Below are 15,357 nucleotides of genomic sequence, written 5' to 3' on the forward strand. Positions count from 1 at the left end.
TTATGCTAATTAGAATCTCCTTGGAGTTTAGTCCAAGGAGATTGATTAAAACTTAGAAGACCTTCTTCATTTCACTGAATTGACCTTCTACGTTTAAAGTGACCGTTACTGTACTTTCAGTACGATTACGCCAGAACCAACCATGCTTACCATCAAAGGCTGCGGTTAATGTTCCAGATTGCTCAGTTTCATTTTTACCTTTACCGTAACCATGATAAAAGTCTTTTGGCGCATTTACAGGATCGCCATGCGTGTCATAGTTCAGACCACCACCTGAAGATTTCCAATCAAAGCTTACACTTGCATCTTTAGGCATAGCCAACTTAACTTCAGTTGCCTGGTTAGGTTTTAATTCGATAGAGATCGATTCTTTCTTAATAGCGGGCATTGTATTTGAGCTATCATTTGTTACAGCAGCCTGAGCAACCGAACTATTAGCAGTATTTACTGAAGGGATCTGAGGGGTCTCTCCCATTCCATTCTCTGATTCAGCCGCTAAAGATTGCTTGATTTCCCCCATTTTGGTTAAACCCAAAACTTTACCGACACCAGTAGGGTCAATAGCGTATTCGGCTGGCATTACACAAGTCACAAGAACAACAACGGCACTCACCGCAGCAACCACAGTGGATTTAATCAGTTTCTTTGAAGAGGGTAATTCAACATCTTTTGGAATTTCAGCGTTAAACATAATTTAGATCCTTATTGTGTAATGAAGCCAGTGAGTTGGTAGCCAACAAGTAGAAAACCAAGGAACATCAAGAAGACATTGCTTTGATATGCTGTTTTGAAGAAATAAGGGGTTTTTCTCCACATCGTCATAAGCAGTAAAATGATGGCTAATGCCATGAGTTGCCCTAATTCGACCCCGATGTTGAAAGAGATCAGATTCGCAAGCAGGCCATCATCTGGCACTTCATATTCCTGAATTTTTACAGCTAAACCAAAGCCGTGAATCAAACCAAAAATCAGCGTGGCAATTTTTGTATTGGGCTGGAATCCAAACCAGCGCTGATAAGCACCTAAATTATCTAAAGCTTTATAAACAATAGAAAAACCAATGATTGCATCAATAATGTATGCATTCATCGAAATGTTGTAATACACCCCTATCAGCATGGTAACTGAATGACCGATGGCGAACAGGCTGACATACAAACCAATATCTTTCATACGGTATAAGAAGAAAATAATACCGACCAGAAATAATAAATGGTCATAACCTGTAACCATGTGTTTGGCGCCCAGATAAATAAAGGGGATCACATGAACACCGTAGATTTCCTGTATATAGCCTTTGTCACCCTCTGCAACTCCATGAGCAAAAAGTGCAGGACTTATCAAGACCATACCTAAAGCAATCAACAGCTTTAAATAGGTTTTGAGCTTCACATAATGTGAATCAATAATTTGCATCTAAATCAAACTCCAAAAATTAAAAAATGGTTCAAAAAACTCATGATTTTTTTTGGAGGTTTAAAAATACGACTTGCAAGCAATAGAGCGTATTTCTTCGTACGGTCAAATATTTGCGCACCTAACAGAAGCAAGATGAGTGCTATTTCTTTGAGAGATGCAACATTAGAAAAATGTTCGTAATAGGTATCTTGATGATGATGTGAATGTTGCTGATTTACCTCATGATGATGAGTATGAATCACATCTACATAGGCATGCTCTTGAAAGCGGTTTTCAGTCGCATGCTCGTTAAAATGCAGACATAGTGCAAGACTGATGATGCAAACCAGCCACATCATCACATATCTCATTTTTGAATCTTGCACTATTGCCATCATATTGAACTTCTCTACCCTTTCTGCTCAGCGAAATCGTCAGATTTTTTCTGAAGAGCTTGGTTAAACCAAACATACAGGGTGGGCAGAATAATCAAGGTAAGTAGCGTTGAGGAAATAATTCCCCCTATAACAACGGTTGCAATTGGACGCTGTACTTCTGAACCAATCCCCACGTTTAAAGCCATAGGGATAAAGCCCAAAGAGGCAACCAGTGCAGTAATCAGCACTGGCCGCAAACGTTCTAATGCACCATGTTTTACTGCATCAATCAGCCCTTCACCCTGATCACGCAATCTCTGAATGGCCGATACGAGTACCAAACCATTGAGTACTGCAACACCCGATAAAGCAATAAAACCAACAGCAGCCGAGATAGAGAAAGGAATATCACGGAGGGCTAAAGCAATGACGCCACCCGTTAATGCAAAAGGCACACCAGTAAAGACCAGCACACTATTTCTGATATTGCCTAAGGCCATATAAATCATTGCAAATATCAAAATCAAAGCGATGGGTACAACAATCATAAGTCGATTAGAGGCGGACTCCATTTGTTCAAAAGTACCGCCCCAAGTGAGCCAGTAACCTTCTGGCATTTGGAAATCAGAGTTTAATTTTGATTGTGCATCAGCAATGTAACTACCGATATCAGTACCACGCACGTTTGCCGTGATCACAATACGACGTTTACCATTTTCACGAGAAATTTGGTTGGGTCCTTGAATATTCTTCAATTCAATCAATTCGGACAACAATACACTTGAACCATCAGGCAAACTGACAGGAATTTGATACAGTTTTTCCAGGTCAGTTACTGAGTTTTGATCCATCCGCACAACAATATCGAACTTACGATCACCCTCAAATACTTTACCTGCTGTTTCACCGGTGATTAGATTAGAAACGTGCTTTTGCACATCTTCTGCATCTAGCCCATAGTTCGCAATCATGTCTTTCTTGAGTTCAACAGACACCATTGGCAGTCCCGACATCTGTTCAACTTTCAAGTCAGCTGTACCGTTCACACCTTCTAAAATTTTCGCTGCAGCATTTGCAGATTCAAGCAACTGATCTAAATCATCACCATAAATCTTCACTGCAACATCTGTACGGACACCTGAAATCAGTTCGTTAAAACGCATTTGAATCGGCTGAGTGAACTCATAGTTGTTGCCATAAACGCCTTTTGCCACACGTTCAATATCGGCAACGACAGCTGATTTTTCCTTGTCAGGATTCGGCCATTCGCTACGTGGTTTCAATATCACAAAATTATCAGCGACGTTTGGTGGAACTGGGTCAGTCGCAATTTCAGCTGTCCCCACTTTGGCAAACATGGTTTTCACTTCAGGAATTTTGACGATTTCTTTTTCAAGCGCATACTGCATTTCAACAGCTTGAGTTAAAGAAGTTCCAGGAATTCGAAGTGCATGTAATGCCACATCACCTTCATCTAATGAGGGAATAAATTCGGAACCTAAACGAGTTGAAAGACTCGCACTGAATACAAAGAAAATTGCTACGAACGCGATCAGCTTATAACGATGACTCAAAGACCAATCTAAAATTGGGCTATAAACTTTCTTAATGAAATGAACAATCTTCGATTCCTCTTCCTTAATTTCGCCTGTCGTGACCAAAGCCACCATTGCAGGAACAAAAGTAATCGAAAGAACCATTGCAGCCACGAGAGCCATAACAACTGTAGCTGCCATCGGTGTAAACATCTTGCCTTCAACACCAGTAAGCGTCATGACAGGCAGATACACCAAGATGATGATCAACTGACCATAGAGAATGGCTTTTCGTGATTCCTTAGTCGCTTCAAAAACCGTCGTGAATCGTTCTTGACGGGTGAGTATTCGTCCTAATTCTTTCTGCTTCATCGCCAATTTGGCAAGTGAGGCTTCAACAATTACCACGGCACCATCTACAATGATCCCGAAGTCCAAAGCCCCTAAGCTCATTAAATTTGCACTAATTTTCTGATTCACCATACCTGTTATGGTCATCAGCATAGACAGTGGTATCACCATTGCGGTAATCAGTGCAGCACGGAAATGACCCAGAAAAATGAACAACACGACAATGACCAGAATTGCACCTTCGAGCAAATTCTTCTTCACGGTTTCAATCGTGGCATCAACTAATGTCGTACGGTTATATACTGCTTTGGCTTCAACACCTTCAGGTAAAGACTTTTGGACTTGCTGTAATTTTTGATCTACTGCATGAGCGACATTACGAGAGTTTTCTCCAATCAGCATAAAAGCTGTACCCAGCACGATTTCCTGGCTATCTTTTGTTGCAGCACCTGTACGGAGTTCATGTCCAATAGAAATCTTAGCTACATCTTTTAAACGCAAAATATAACCATTGCTTGTGGTGATCGGAATATTCTGAATTTGTTCAATCGAACTGATTTGAGAATCAGAACGTATCAAGTACTGCTCACCATTCTTCTCAATATAGCCTGAACCTTTATTCATGCTATTTTTAGAAATAGCATCCAAAATAGTCTTTTGATCTAGACCAATACTTCGTAAATACGCATAGTCGGGCTGTACAACAAATTGTTTTAAATAGCCACCAATCGTATTGATTTCATTCACACCTTCGACATTTCGAAGCTGAGGCTTGATCACCCAATCCTGAAGTGTTCGCAATTCAGTCGGTGAAAGTGGAGTCGGGTTGTTTTTTGCATTTTCCACCGTGTACATGAAGATTTCGCCAAGTCCTGTAGAAACAGGACCCATAGAAGTCGATATACCTCCTGGAAGACTTGGTGTAACCCCTTGCAACTTTTCATTCACTAGCTGACGGGCAAAGTAAATGTCCGTGCCTTCCTTAAAAATCGCAGTCACTTGAGATAAGCCGTATCTGGATACTGATCGGGTATAGTCCAGATTAGGAATACCAGCCAAAGCCGTTTCAATGGGGTAGGTGACCTGGGATTCCATCTCGGTTGGAGATAAGCCCTGGGCCTCACTGTTAATTTGAACTTGTACGTTGGTAATATCGGGTACAGCATCAATGGGCAGTTTAAAATAGTTGTAAACGCCAAATGCCCCTATGAATAGGAAAATGATCAGTACCAGCCAACGATTCTTTATCGAGAGCTTTACAATTTGGTCAAACATAAACGCTACTCCTTAATGATCATGAGTAGCGCCAGATTTACCCAGCTCTGCTTTTAATAAATAAGAATTACCTGCTGCATAAATCTGCCCTGCTTTTAGACCAGATTTAACTTCAACAAAACCATTAAATTTATCGCCTAACTCTAGAGGACGTGCTTCAAAGTCATTCCCGACACGAATAAACACCACATCCCAATCACGGAAGTTTTGCAAAGCATCTTCACGGACAACCATCGGTTTCATGCTCTGGTTTTCAAAGATTTGTGCAGTGATTAACTGCCCTGAACGCCATTTAAACTGGTTTGGAATTTCAATAAAGACTTGCGCAGTTCGTGTTTTTGGATCAATCACATCACTGATATATTTGATACGTCCCAACGCTTCTTCTGTGCCTGTTTGAGTTTGAGGCTTAACAGTTACTTTATTGTTTGGATTTATAGCATCTAATTTATCTGCTGGTACATTAACCACAGCAAGCAACTGAGATGTATTAGCTATTTTGAACAATGGAGATGATGGCGTTACATTAGAACCAACTGCTCCAAGCACTTGTAAAATCGTACCTGACATTGCGGCTCTGACTTCAATTGTTCCATTACCCGCACCTCCATAAGAGCTGATTAAACTATTGAGTTCATTAGCCCTAGTCTGAGTATTTTCAAATTCACGTTTGGCATTGATGTAATCAATTTCAGGTGAAACACGCTTTTGGAATAAAGCTCGTTCCTGCTCCATCTTTTTACGGGCAAATTGTAAGGTATCCAATGCAAGAGTACGTTCCGCATTAAGACGAATTAAATCCGGACTTTGTACAGTCGCCAAAAGATCCCCCTGATTCACTTGATCGCCAATTGAACGGTACGTTTTTATTAATGTTCCGCTCGCTTTAGGGGTAATAAAACTTTCAAAATTATCAGGAAATTTCAGTTCACCTTTGAGTTCGAGTGCATTTTCAAACATCATGGGTTCAACTTTTAAAAGTTCCAAACCACTGCTCTTGATACTGCTATCAAGCATAGTGACTCGTCCCTCTTTGGTATCCCATTTCCAAGTATGTTTTTTACCTTGATAATCAACATTGATCACCATCAAGAATGAATGTGGCTCATAGACAATTTCATTCCCAATCAGATAATCGCTTTCAGGCTTAAATGATATGGTTTGTTCTGCATCAAGACGCTGGATAAAAATATTGGCACTAATCTCTTCAGGTTTTAATGGCTTATCTTTAAAGTAGCCATACACCCGTAAATGAGGCTCTACCCCTTCCTCGAAGATTTTGACTTCAGCAGCAAAATCACCATCGCGATATAAACGGCCCCCATGCGGGCCTTTTTCATCTCCTGCTACAGCAACTTTTTCTTCAGTCACCTCATTATGACTTGAAGTTTCGGCTTTATTACCCGTTTTGTACCAAGCGATTGCACATAAAACGACTAATAAAGCGATAACACCTGTAGTAATTAAAGTATTGGTTGGTTTATTCATATTTTCAGGCCTTATTCTTGATCTAAATTGGTCACATAATTTCGTTCAACCTCTGCAATTTGATTTTGCAAAGCCAACCACAAATCGAATCGAGCGAGATGTTTATCCAACCAAATTTGCTTAATAGTATTGAATTCAAGTAAAGAAATCTTTCCTGCCTGATACCCCATTTCAGCAATTCTCAAACTTTCTTTGGTGGCAGGAAGTATGGACTGATCATAATTTTTGATCGAATCAATCAGGTTCGATACTTCAATAGACTTATTTTCTAATTCAATTTTGGAGTTACGGTTTACGAGAATAGAACGAGTTTCTGCATGTACTTGCTCCGCTTGTGCAAGTGCAATGCTCCCCTTATTTCGATTAAAAACAGATAGGGGAATAGATGTAGAAACTAAGAAAACTTGATCATTGGTCTCCTGATAGTTCCTTACCCCTAAACCCAGCGTAATATCTGGCACGGCTTCTTTTTTAGCTAATTCATACTGGGTTTTAGCCAGTTGAGTTTTAAGCAAGGCTTCTTGTTCAGATAAGCTCACTTTATCGGCAAAGTTAATGCTTAAAGGAACTTCTATTGCTTGATCAGGTAATACAGATATGAATTTGGAACACAGATTTTTTTGAAATTGAACTTTCTTCACTTCGTTCTGATAACGTAGTTTTGATTCAGACGATAAAGCTGAACTCAATTGAACATCAGATGGAATTACTCTGCCAAACTTCAATTTTTCATTCAGAACATGGGCTTGTCTCGCGTTCATCTTGCTTTCGGTAGAATAAATTTCTACCCGTTTTGAAGCCGCATACCAATTTGACATACAAACACGGAAATCGGCTTTTAATTCAGCCTGACGCTTCAATGCCTCAAATTGGTTATTATTCCCTTGAAACCCTGCCAACTGCCTACGCAAAGCGCGTTTATTATTGAGAGGAATATCCTGGGACAAACCAATCATAGTCGTTGGCCCATCAAGATCTTTAAGGTCTGAATTACCTAAATTGTCTAATTCAAGATTAAACGTAGGATTATTAAGTCTACCGGCATATTTCTGATTTATGGCATATGCGTGTTGAGACTGTTGCAAACTCTTCAAAATTGAATCGTTTGAAATTACCTGTTGTTGTAGCTGAACGTAATCAGATGCTGCAAATAATCGAGTCGTTGCTGCTACTAAACCACAGGCAAGAAATATCTGATATTTTTTAGACATGACTTTACCTATACAAAAAAATGGAAATTATTTTTTGTACAGAAAAATCAATTTCTTAGAACAATTAAACCTTTTGTAAATATATAGGAATTACAAAGATATTCTATCCTTTTCCTAAGTGCATAGGATCGAACGGGTCGTTCAAAAAGACTCAGAAAAAGCAGAATGAGCGGGAGGGAAAAACTCAAGAGAAAAACTGGATCAATGCTCATTTGGTCTTTAGCTTGAACCGGTGGAGTAGAATGATGAAAAGGTGATTCATCATAACTGGTCCAGTTGTGATTTTTAGTATCTTCTAAGACTTGCTCTTCAGCATGATGAATAAGAGACCATTGGCTGGAACTGTCTGTTTCAACTGAGATAGTCACATCATGATGATGGTCAAGATTTTTAGCTATAACTGGCGCCCATGTGTAAGCTCCCGTTGTTGTTATCGCAAACAAAAACAGGACAAACGCAAGAATAAGTTTTGAGAACTTATTATGTGGCATACGAAAAAATCATCTCGAGATTCGCAGAAAGCATACTGAATAGAACTTCAAAAGTAAATTGTTACCTAAGATAAAAACTATTTGTATTATTTTTAGAAAAAAGTATGAGTAAGCTACTAAAGATAAGTACTCTAATGTTTGAGTTCCTCAACAACCTTATTTTAGAATTATCTTATTCAATACCCACTACTGTTGTTATGCCTGTAATAAGGATCTCATTTCCAAATATATAAAGTGAAGCCAACAAAACTTTAAATGTATATAAAAAAGGGTTAAATAATTGCAAGGGGGGCTTTAAAACGTTTTAATCGTAAAGCATTTCCTAGTACAAATATTGACGAGAGAGCCATTGCACCAGCAGCAAATACAGGAGAAAGTAGCAGTCCAAATTGCGGATAAAGTACACCTGCTGCAATAGGAATCAGAGCTGCATTGTAAACAAATGCCCAAAATAAATTTTCACGAATATTGGTTATAGTCGCTTTGCTTAAAGCGATAGCATTTGGCACTCCTTTCAGGTTGCCAGACATCAAAACCACATCAGCAGCTTCAATAGCTACGTCTGTACCTGTACCTATTGCTAAACCAATATCTGCTTCTGCAAGTGCAGGGGCATCATTAATGCCATCTCCAACATATGCGAGTTTACCATATTGATTTTTTAATTTTTTAACGGCCTCTATTTTACCTTCTGGTAAGACTTCTGCAATAACCTCATCAATACCTAGTTTTTTTGCAATCGCTTGAGCTGTATGACGGTTATCACCTGTAATCATGGCAACCTTTAAACCTAACTGATGTAACGCTTCAATTGCAGCAAATGTTGATTCTTTAATTGGATCTGCTACAGCAATAATGGCAGCAAGTTTCTGGTCAATCGCAACATAGAGAGGGGTTTTTCCTTCTTCTCCCAAACGATCCGAAAATTGAGAAAAAACATTAGGATTCAAACCTAGTTTTTCCATATATCGATCTGCACCAATATGAACCAAATGTTCAGACACCGTTGCTTCTATTCCATAGCCCGTGACTGACTTGAAATCAGCAACAGGAGACAGGATTAATTCCTTATCTATAGCGGCTTGTACAATTGCTCGAGCAATAGGATGCTCAGACTTTGATTCAACGGCTGCCATAAGTGAAAGTACGGCATTGTATTCAAACCCTTCTAAGACATGCAGATCGGTTAAAACTGGTTTCCCTTCAGTCAGAGTCCCTGTTTTATCAACTGCAACCACTTTAGTTTCTTTGAGCAGCTGTAAAGCTTCACCTTTACGAAATAAAACCCCCATTTCAGCACCCCGCCCAGTTCCCACCATGATTGATGTAGGCGTTGCAAGTCCCATCGCACAAGGACATGCAATAATGAGTACAGCAACCGCGTTCACTAAACTAAAAGTTAGGGCTGGTTCAGGGCCGAAGATAAACCACGTAAGAAAAGTTAAAAGAGAGAGACCCATTACTACAGGTACAAACCACATGGTAATTTTATCAACCAATGCCTGAATAGGCAGCTTGGAACCCTGTGCCTGTTCAACCATTCGGATGATTTGAGAAAGCACTGATGAACTACCAACAGAGGTGGCTTTGATATTTAAGCTGCCACTTTGGTTAATTGTTCCTCCTACCACAGTAGAGCCTATCGTTTTTTCAACGGGCATAGGCTCGCCAGTAATCATGGATTCATCAATAAAACTTTGGCCGTGAATAACTTCACCATCGACAGGGATACGCTCGCCTGGTCTAATCTCTACAATCGTTCCTGTTTGAACTTCGGCAATCGGAACTTCTATCACCTGATTATTGAGCTGTATTCTGGCAACTTTAGGCTGCATTCCAACTAGATGTTGAATTGCTAAAGACGTTCGGCCTTTTGCCTTGGCTTCAAAAAATCTACCTAATAGAATTAAAGTGATAATAACCGCTGCAGCTTCATAATAAACATTGACCGTGCCTTGTGGCAGGACACTTGGAAAGAAAGTAGCAACCACTGAATAAAGATAAGCAGCCAATGTTCCTACAGCCACCAAGGAATTCATGTCTGGTGCTAAGCGGAATAAACTTGGGATGCCCTTTTTGAAGAAGCGTCGGCCTGGAAAAATTAATGCTACTGTGGTCAAGAAAAATTGCATTAACCAGCTATTTTGTTGGCCAATGTTATCCATCATAAACGTATGAAAGGCGGGAATCAGGTGTGATCCCATTTCTAAAATAAAAACGGGTAGAGTCAATAAGACTGACAAAATTAAATCTTTTTTAAGTTTTTCTAATTCAATATTTTTTTTATCTTGAAAGCTTTCCGTAGTTTGATGAACTGACTTTGCTTCAAACCCTGCTTTGGTGACAGCCTGAATTAACGAGTCACGAGTGACAGATGAGCTTGCCTGAATAGTCGCTTTTTCAGTAGCCAGATTTACATGTGCTGATTCCACACCCTCAACAGATTTTAAGGCTTTTTCTACTCGACCTACACAAGAAGCACATGACATACCCTCAATCGTAAGCTCTATTGGTTGCAGTGCTTCCACTTCGTAGCCAGCTTTTTCTACAACTTTAATTAAACTAGAACGGTCAAGGGGACGATGCGAATAAATGACTGCTTTTTCGGTAGCCAGATTTACATGAGCCGATTCAACACCCTTAAGAGATTTTAAGGCTTTTTCCACACGGCCTACACAAGAAGCACATGTCATCCCCTCAATCTCTAATGTTTCACTGTAGTGTGGCGTATCAGTCATTTCGGTACTCATATACGATCTCTATCATTTAGATATGCTGAGTTCTATATGCGAAGATCAGCTCGAACCAAGATTATGGGGAATTCAGGGGCTACTTTTATTGCAAGCAAGTACAGATTTTATCTGTACGATGAGGAAAATAAGAGAGAGTAAAAGTGGTAAGGAATTCCCACTGTTACTCTAACAGAGATTAAGCAGGATCAGCTGTAAATCCACGCTCACTGAGAGTGGCAATGACTTTATCCTGACTCACTGTTGTGTTGATTTCAACGATACGGTTTTGTAAATCAATATCGAGTGAAGCATTCGAGTCGAGTTCTTTAATTGCGGTAGTAATGCCGCGTGCACAACCACCACAAGTCATATTAGCGATGTGAAATTTCATATGTTGCTCCTTTTTAACAAAACATTTGTTTAAAACATTAGAAATGTTAAATTTCCTCAATTCCCTTATTTTGAAATTCTCTTATTCAATACCCACGACAGTGGTTATATAGCCTGTTGTTAATAGAATTGATAGACCTAATAACATCTCAAATAAAATGGCATGACTAAGGTGTTTAGCGAATTTAGGATGTTGAAGACGCGGGGTGAAATACCATTTGTTGAAGGCAGCTAAAAGTAGAATACTTATAACAAAAAACATTTTAACCATGAAACCATAGCCATATGCAGTATTGATTAAGGTATTAAAATCTTTAATTAAAAGAAGAGCTACACTAGCGCCACAGGCGATTAATATCCCAACAATGAAAGCAGCAATACGTCCAAATACATGCATGCGATCTTTTAAAGGTAAACCACTTATTTCCCGGCTGGTTTTCCATAACGGATATAAAGACCCCATCCATAACGACATAACTAGAATATGGATTGATAATAAAATTTGAGCAAGTAAGGTTAAATTAGCGACATGTCCGAGCTGGGAAAAACTAAAAATAATCGGGATAAGTAAAATACAAAATATTGAACTTTCAATTATAGAAAACTGACCTTTGTTCCTGTTAACTTTAACCACCATGAGAAGAAGTAAAAGAGCAAAACTAATAGAACGAAGAACGTATATATACCCCGTCGGAGTATTAACCAATATATTAATATACGTGGGGTCCACCATCCCTGTAATACCAGTATTGGCAAAACTACCAATCAGAATAAAAAATCCCAAGGTACTGGAAATTAGGCCTAATCCAGCGCCAATTGTAATATATTTAAGAATCGATTCTTTTAGTTCAAGATATTGTCTAAGTAAAAAATAGCAAAAGGCTCCACCAACGACAAAAGCTAAACTTAAATATAAAATAACCTTAGTTAACCAAGTGGCCCACATCCAATATTCAGAAATCATTATTTTTGTCCATTCTAGAACAACATGTCAGCACCTCACTGACATGTTGAAAGGTAATCAATTCTTATTTAGTTGATTTGATAGTGAAACTATATTCACCATTCATGTTGTGGCCATCTTTCCCCATTGTTGTCCAGACAACGGTATATTTACCTTTTTTCAGTTTCGGAAGAGCGACATCAAAGGATTTCTTTAAGTCATGAGTAACTTTATATTTTAAAGGAACATCTCTTCGCTGAGCATCCAGTAACTTAATATTCATCAACATAACCTCTGTACCAAAGTTAAGGGTCAAGTTCTTTGGTTGACTAAGGACAGATGCATTTTCCGCAGGAATCGCACTCACTAAACTCACATGAGCGAACGTAGTTGTAGTAGCCACAATCATCGTTGCAGCTACTAAAACATGACGTAGAGCAGTCATTTTATTTTGAAATAATTTCATTTACGTTTCCTCTTGATTCGTTAGTTCATTAGAGATGACTTTATAAAATCTGTATTTAATGAGACCACATCATCTCCTCTTATATTTCAATTATAAGTGAGAGACAGAAACAGAGTGATGACTTCAAAATTACATTTTTGTCATTTTTAAAATTTAAAATCTTTAACTATTAAAATAATCTTATTGAAAAATAATGATCATTTAACAAACAAATTATGTAGGTGGTTGATTTATGAAATGTAGTAATCATTTTGTCTAAGAAAATAGTAGCTATTTAATTTTTTATATTTTATTTTAAATATAAACATGTTATGTTTAATTTGATCTAATATAAATTTGTGGGCTAAGCACATGACTCAAACACGTCCAAGAATGACCAAATTATTTGAACAGCTTGGTTTAGCTTCTACTGAAGAAGCAATTGCAAAATTCATAGAGAGCCATCAGCTAGCTGGAGATGTTTTTTTAACACAAGCAATTTTTTGGACTGATGCTCAACGTCATTTTTTAGAAGAAAAACTACACTCTGATGGTGAATGGACGACAGTGATTGATCAATTAAATGAGTCTTTACATGAAAATTCAGTAAAATAATTTTCCGTTAGTATTAAGGATCTACATTCTTCCCTGCATTGAATACAACTCATTCATACAGTAGTACTGTTTTGGAGATGGAATCTCTATTATATAAGTAGTAGATTCCTTACTCTGAAATTTGGATTATAAACCCTAATATTAAAAATAATCTTCTTTACCTTCTATCGGCTTTGTTGCATAAATATGTAAGCATCTGATTTAAATAAATTTAATTTTGGATCAAAAAATAATCAAAACTTCTAAAATCATATAGTTATGAAATCTTTGTGCAACAAAGCCCCTTCTATCTAATAAATATACCAATAAGTTTAATAATTAAATTATCCACCCTTTTTTCTATAAAAAACTATTTTGATCAACTGTATTTTTTCTTTAAAGGAATAACAGTGTAAATTACATTAAGAATGTGTCTCTAACTACCCTTGGAGTCATCTAATCATTTCATTTTTATTTTTTTAAGCACATAAAATCATAACAACTTTAATAGTTTTAAAAGATTAATATTAAATAAAATTTTTGTCATCTCAGCATAGACTATATATTTCGAGAAGATCTCAAAATTACATTTTTGTCATTTTTAAAAATAATTAATTAATAGTGCTAAAATTTTTAAGAGAGACAGAGAATAACCAAAAATTTCATCAGTTTAGTAGTCAAATTCCTAGACTCTGTTCAGTACTAAAACATAGCTTTTACTTCCAAATTATTTAAAGGAAAAAATTATGATGAAATTCAAAAACATTTTTTTGGGCTTATGTATCGCAGCCGCGTCATTGAATACATTTGCACAGCAATCCGATGAACACAAAGATCACCACCCTGAAAAAACAGCACCATCTGCAGTAACAATTAAGCAAACAGTTACCAGCACCACTGCTACAGATAAAATGGCTGCAATGGATCAACACATGAAGGCGATGCAAGCCATGCATGAGAAGATGATGGCTGCAAAAACCCCACAAGAACGTCAGAAACTTATGGCTGAGCACATGAAACTCATGCAAGGAGGTATGAGTATGATGAAACAGATGGGCAGCCAAAGCATGAATGCAAATATGGCTGACCGTCAGCAGATGATGGAAAAACGTATGGACATGATGCAATCCATGATGCAGATGATGATGGACTGTATGCCTCCGTCAGCAACTAAATAGTTACCCATGAATTAGGGGAAAGCACCATGAATCACCAACACCAAGAAAATAATTCAGTACCTAACTTCTGGTCTACACGTTATGCCATTGGTCTAATCGTGCTGGGTGGTATCGCAGCCTATTTTCTCTTAACCGAGCATTTGGCCCATGTCGTTGGTTTTTTACCCTTTTTACTCCTTTTAGCATGCCCACTCATGCATATTTTTATGCATGGTGGTCATGGACATCACCATCATCAACAGAAAAATCCAGACACATCAGATAATAAAAAATCACGCGAACCAGGAGACCCCTCATGAATCATGCGGAATCGGCCTATGGTCTGTGGTGGCTCGTCATCATAAATTCGGCAATTTTCATTATGTTTGCCTTCAGTTTTTTTAAACCCGCCACAGCACGAGACTGGCGTACTTTTGGCGCTTTCTCTGCTTTCATCATTGCATTGTTTGTCGAGATGTATGGTTTCCCTTTAACCATTTACCTGTTGTCAGGCTGGCTACAAACTCGCTTTCCTGAACTTGACTTGCTGTCGCATAACTCAGGTCACTTATGGTCAACGCTACTAGGCGAAAAGGGTGATCCACATTTTGGCATTCTGCACATCGCGAGTTATATTTTTTTGGGCTATGGTTTCTATTTACTGTCATCAGCATGGAACGTGTTGTACCACGCACAACGTCATCACCAATTGGCAGTAAGCGGACCCTATGCGCGCATACGCCACCCGCAATACGTAGCTTTTGTAATGATCTTGCTGGGGTTTTTATTGCAATGGCCAACTTTACTGACACTGATTATGTTTCCAATCTTACTCTTAATGTACAGCCGCTTGGCAATTAAGGAAGAGGCTGAAATGAGTAAACAATTTGGCGCTGTCTATGACAGCTATGCCCAACAGACTCCGAGATTTATTCCGAAATTCGGCCATAAAACTATTTTGCCATAAGAG

General features: G+C 38.3%; 15 protein-coding genes. 4 read left to right on the forward strand and 11 right to left on the reverse strand.

Features of this window, described 5'->3' with window-relative positions; genetic code table 11:
* Positions 1-52 precede the first annotated feature (52 nt).
* The 11 genes from Q9Q86_RS16805 to Q9Q86_RS16855 form a co-directional block, all read right to left on the reverse strand.
* Positions 53-691 carry a hypothetical protein gene (locus Q9Q86_RS16805; protein WP_004761007.1) on the reverse strand — a complete coding sequence of 213 codons (639 nt, stop codon included), beginning with the start codon at positions 689-691 and terminating at the stop codon, positions 53-55.
* 11 nt (positions 692-702) lie between these two features.
* Positions 703-1,416, reverse strand: a complete 714-nt coding sequence (locus Q9Q86_RS16810) for a HupE/UreJ family protein (RefSeq protein WP_004761006.1) — start codon at positions 1,414-1,416, stop codon at positions 703-705.
* A gap of 5 nt (positions 1,417-1,421) precedes the next feature.
* Positions 1,422-1,796 carry a hypothetical protein gene (locus tag Q9Q86_RS16815; protein WP_004761005.1) on the reverse strand — a complete coding sequence of 125 codons (375 nt, stop codon included), beginning with the start codon at positions 1,794-1,796 and terminating at the stop codon, positions 1,422-1,424.
* An 11-nt stretch (positions 1,797-1,807) separates the two neighbouring features.
* On the reverse strand, positions 1,808-4,936 hold the full coding sequence (locus tag Q9Q86_RS16820) for an efflux RND transporter permease subunit (protein ID WP_112987541.1): 3,129 nt from the start codon (positions 4,934-4,936) through the stop codon (positions 1,808-1,810).
* A 12-nt stretch (positions 4,937-4,948) separates the two neighbouring features.
* The gene (locus Q9Q86_RS16825) at positions 4,949-6,424 is read right to left on the reverse strand and encodes an efflux RND transporter periplasmic adaptor subunit (protein WP_112987542.1); all 1,476 of its coding nucleotides are present in this window, start codon (positions 6,422-6,424) and stop codon (positions 4,949-4,951) included.
* Positions 6,425-6,435: 11 nt separating this feature from the next.
* Entirely contained in the window at positions 6,436-7,635 is a 1,200-nt protein-coding gene (locus Q9Q86_RS16830) for a TolC family protein (protein ID WP_112987543.1), read from the reverse strand.
* Positions 7,636-7,682: 47 nt separating this feature from the next.
* Positions 7,683-8,126 carry a hypothetical protein gene (locus tag Q9Q86_RS16835; protein WP_112987544.1) on the reverse strand — a complete coding sequence of 148 codons (444 nt, stop codon included), beginning with the start codon at positions 8,124-8,126 and terminating at the stop codon, positions 7,683-7,685.
* 272 nt (positions 8,127-8,398) lie between these two features.
* A complete protein-coding gene (locus Q9Q86_RS16840) occupies positions 8,399-10,876 on the reverse strand; it encodes a heavy metal translocating P-type ATPase (protein WP_039908970.1) in 2,478 nt (825 codons plus the stop codon).
* Between the two features lie 178 nt (positions 10,877-11,054).
* Positions 11,055-11,249, reverse strand: a complete 195-nt coding sequence (locus tag Q9Q86_RS16845; protein ID WP_004733233.1) for a heavy-metal-associated domain-containing protein — start codon at positions 11,247-11,249, stop codon at positions 11,055-11,057.
* 81 nt (positions 11,250-11,330) lie between these two features.
* Entirely contained in the window at positions 11,331-12,212 is an 882-nt protein-coding gene (locus tag Q9Q86_RS16850; RefSeq protein ID WP_004755889.1) for a copper resistance D family protein, read from the reverse strand.
* A gap of 64 nt (positions 12,213-12,276) precedes the next feature.
* The gene (locus Q9Q86_RS16855) at positions 12,277-12,657 is read right to left on the reverse strand and encodes a copper resistance protein CopC (protein ID WP_005403756.1); all 381 of its coding nucleotides are present in this window, start codon (positions 12,655-12,657) and stop codon (positions 12,277-12,279) included.
* A gap of 351 nt (positions 12,658-13,008) precedes the next feature.
* Between Q9Q86_RS16855 and Q9Q86_RS16860 the strand changes: the two genes are divergently transcribed.
* The 4 genes from Q9Q86_RS16860 (at position 13,009) to Q9Q86_RS16875 (ending at position 15,354) form a co-directional block, all read left to right on the forward strand.
* The gene (locus Q9Q86_RS16860) at positions 13,009-13,251 is read left to right on the forward strand and encodes a DUF2789 family protein (protein ID WP_004281876.1); all 243 of its coding nucleotides are present in this window, start codon (positions 13,009-13,011) and stop codon (positions 13,249-13,251) included.
* Positions 13,252-13,976: 725 nt separating this feature from the next.
* Entirely contained in the window at positions 13,977-14,408 is a 432-nt protein-coding gene (locus Q9Q86_RS16865; protein ID WP_004695737.1) for a hypothetical protein, read from the forward strand.
* Positions 14,409-14,434: 26 nt separating this feature from the next.
* On the forward strand, positions 14,435-14,707 hold the full coding sequence (locus tag Q9Q86_RS16870; RefSeq protein ID WP_112987545.1) for a DUF2933 domain-containing protein: 273 nt from the start codon (positions 14,435-14,437) through the stop codon (positions 14,705-14,707).
* Positions 14,704-15,354 carry an isoprenylcysteine carboxylmethyltransferase family protein gene (locus Q9Q86_RS16875; RefSeq protein ID WP_112987546.1) on the forward strand — a complete coding sequence of 217 codons (651 nt, stop codon included), beginning with the start codon at positions 14,704-14,706 and terminating at the stop codon, positions 15,352-15,354. The genes Q9Q86_RS16870 and Q9Q86_RS16875 overlap by 4 nt, the downstream gene beginning before the upstream one ends.
* The last annotated feature ends 3 nt before the right edge of the window (positions 15,355-15,357 follow it).

The sequence above is a fragment of the Acinetobacter sp. A22 genome, from assembly GCF_030913345.1.
In the GTDB taxonomy this organism is placed as follows: domain Bacteria; phylum Pseudomonadota; class Gammaproteobacteria; order Pseudomonadales; family Moraxellaceae; genus Acinetobacter; species Acinetobacter junii.